1 protein-coding gene is annotated in these 895 nt (G+C 71.1%); it reads left to right on the top strand.

The window, feature by feature from the left end:
• Positions 1-302 precede the first annotated feature (302 nt).
• Positions 303-752 carry a GtrA family protein gene (locus D8M34_RS18225; protein ID WP_126894722.1) on the top strand — a complete coding sequence of 150 codons (450 nt, stop codon included), beginning with the start codon at positions 303-305 and terminating at the stop codon, positions 750-752.
• Positions 753-895 lie beyond the last annotated feature (143 nt).

The following is an 895-nucleotide window of genomic DNA, read 5'->3' as shown; positions in this document are numbered from 1 at the left end:
CCCAGGCCGCGCCCCAGATCAGATAGAAGATCCAGTACGGCGGGACCTGCCGGGCCTGCTCGCGCTCGATGATCGCGAGGGCGTCGGCCGGTGAGCGGGGCGGCTGGTCGTCGACGTCGGTGCTCGTGTGGTCCTGCACGGTGCCCCCTGGTGCCAACTGGTTTGTTCTATCGTTGACTTTGTAGCGCAAACTACACGGCGTTGTCCACGGTCGGGTGCGGATCGACAGGTCGGCGGGCCGCGTGACCTGCACTCCGGTGGGCCGACGCGGTCGTTGCGACACGCGCCGCTACCCTCGACGGGTGACCGCCACCGAGCCCACCCGGGCCCAGCCCCCGGCCACCGGTCCGGCCGACGCCCCGCGTCTCGGCCTCGTCCGCCAGCTGGGCCGCTTCGTCGCGATCGGCGTGCTCTCCGCGATCGTCGACTTCGGCGTCTACCACCTGCTCCTGGGCGCGGGCCTGTGGGTGCCGTTCGCGAAGGGCATCAGCTTCATCCTCGGCACGACGACGGCGTACCTGCGCAACAAGCGCTTCACCTTCAGCGGCGCGAACACCGGCGGCCGCGCGAGGTTCGCCGGCTTCGTGGCCCTCTACGGGACCACGTTGGCCGTCAACGTCGCGGTGAACTCGCTGGTCCTCCACGTCCTGCCGCCGATGGAGTGGGACACCACGCTGGCCTGGGTGGTCGCGCAGGGCACCGCCACCGCGATCAACTTCGTCATGCTGCGCTGGGTCATCTTCAAGAACTGACCCCGCATCCACACCCGCTGTGGGGCGTCCACACCCGTCGCAACGGGTGTGCGGACCGGACGGGGGGGTGTGGATCCGTCAGGGCCGGAGCGCGCGGCGGAGGGCGGTGGCCATGCCGGGGGGGGCGGGGTCGGTGATGCCCC

This window comes from Microbacterium sp. HSID17254 (assembly GCF_003989315.1).
Lineage (GTDB): Bacteria > Actinomycetota > Actinomycetes > Actinomycetales > Microbacteriaceae > Microbacterium.
The sequence above is the reverse complement of the archived record's forward strand: the minus strand, read 5'-3'. Positions and strand labels throughout refer to the sequence as shown.